Here is a 1,541-nt window from a genome sequence, read left to right on the forward strand (position 1 = left end):
CTCGGCACTGGCGCGCTCACCGGCCTCGCGGTCGCGGCCCTCGCCACCGTCGCCCTCGCGGCGGTCGTGAGCGGCCAGCCCGTCCCGTCCCTTCCCTCGCTCCCGTTCGTCCACTGAGAAAGGCCTGCCACCATGAACTCCACCGCCCGCTGGACGCTGTTCACGCTGCTGCTCATCGTGAACGTCACCTACCAGTTGCTGTTCCCGAACACCTGGCACCAGATCGTGGTCAGCTCCCTCACCGGGGTCGGGATTCTGGGCCTGCTGGCCGAATACCTGCTGCGGGGCCGCCGGGAGCGGTGAACCGTGCCCGTGCCCGCGCGGTCGCCGTTACGATCCTGGAGTGCCAAGATCGGTGTTGGCACGAATTGGACCGGAACGGCGTGATATGGACGACGTGGACCTCGACCTCCGAGAGCGGCTGCCGGGAGACCTCCCGAAGCTCTTCCCCGACGGCGGCGCGGAGCGCACCTTGTCGGTGGCGCTCCCGCCCGGGGACGTCGTCTGGCCCGACCCCGGCTACCCGCAGCGGCAGCTCGTCCGCGCCCCCGCGCTCTGGCTGAGCGACGACCCGGTCCCCGGCGAGCTGTGGGGCCGGGTCCGCGCCGAGCACCCCCGGTCGGGCCTCTGGCCGGTGCTGCTGGACGAGTCGGACCAGCCCTGGGCCGCCGGGCAGATCGCCCCCGAGCCGGTCGCCGAGATCGGCAACTACGAGCCCGACGCGTTCATGTACGAGGTGTGGAGCGACTTCGCCGAGCAGGCCGGCCCGGGGGACTTCGACGACCTGGAGCCCTTCGGCCGGCACTGCCCCGGCCCGGCCGCCGCCGGCACCCCGCTGGACGACCCGGACGCGGCCGCCGACCGGCACGCCCGCGCCCTCGCCGCGCGCGGCCTGTCGCTCGGCCTGGTCGCGGTCGAGCGGGGCGCGGACGTGCTCGCCGCGATCGGCTGGCAGGGCGCGCTCAACCACAACGAGTGGACCGCCCCGCTCGCGGCCGTCGTGCGCGGCTGGGAGGAGCGGTTCGGCGCGCGCGTCGTCGGCCTCGGCTTCAACACCCTCGAACTGAGCGTCGCCGCTCCCCCGGTCACCACCCGGCACGCCGTCCAGGTCGCCGCGGAGCACTGGGCGTTCTGCCCGGACATCCTGTTCCAGGGCCCGGGCACGCTCGCCGGGTACGCCGAGGAGATCCGTGGAAAGACCTGGTGGTCGTTCTGGTGGGACTGACTCCCCCGCCTCCCGGGCCCTCGCGGCCACCGCCCGTCGTGCCCGTCTCCCTCTAGATCACACCCGGGCTGAATGTCTACGATGCCCGTCTAGTCGGGATTCTTGAAGAACGGCGGTCGCGGTGCGCTGGACGGGACGCGGGCACGGACGTGGTCGGAGGCGCGGACGTGCGCCGCACCGCGGGTACGGGCGCGGTCCCGCCCCGAGACGCGGCCGCGCGATGCCCGCCGTGGTGGGCGCCGCCGTCACGGCCACGCTGACGGCCAACGTCGCCGTGGTCCTCTCCGGCGCCGCCGAGCCCGCGCAGAGGAAGTCC

General features: G+C 74.0%; 2 protein-coding genes. Both read left to right on the forward strand.

Translation table 11 applies throughout. The features are described 5' to 3' along the window. Positions 1-132 precede the first annotated feature (132 nt). Entirely contained in the window at positions 133-303 is a 171-nt protein-coding gene (locus AB0J52_RS39980; RefSeq protein ID WP_500188378.1) for a hypothetical protein, read from the forward strand. A gap of 85 nt (positions 304-388) precedes the next feature. Continuing rightward, on the forward strand, positions 389-1,225 hold the full coding sequence (locus AB0J52_RS39985) for a DUF4253 domain-containing protein (RefSeq protein WP_500188380.1): 837 nt from the start codon (positions 389-391) through the stop codon (positions 1,223-1,225). Positions 1,226-1,541: the final 316 nt, after the last annotated feature.

The sequence above is a fragment of the Spirillospora sp. NPDC049652 genome, assembly GCF_040675125.1.
GTDB lineage: Bacteria > Actinomycetota > Actinomycetes > Streptosporangiales > Streptosporangiaceae > Spirillospora.

Excerpts from the sequence above, each read along its gene's own strand:
- AB0J52_RS39985 (WP_500188380.1), top strand. The coding sequence starts at position 389 with ATGGACGACGTGGACCTCGACCTCCGAGAGCGGCTGCCGGGAGACCTC.
- AB0J52_RS39980 (WP_500188378.1), top strand. The coding sequence starts at position 133 with ATGAACTCCACCGCCCGCTGGACGCTGTTCACGCTGCTGCTCATCGTG.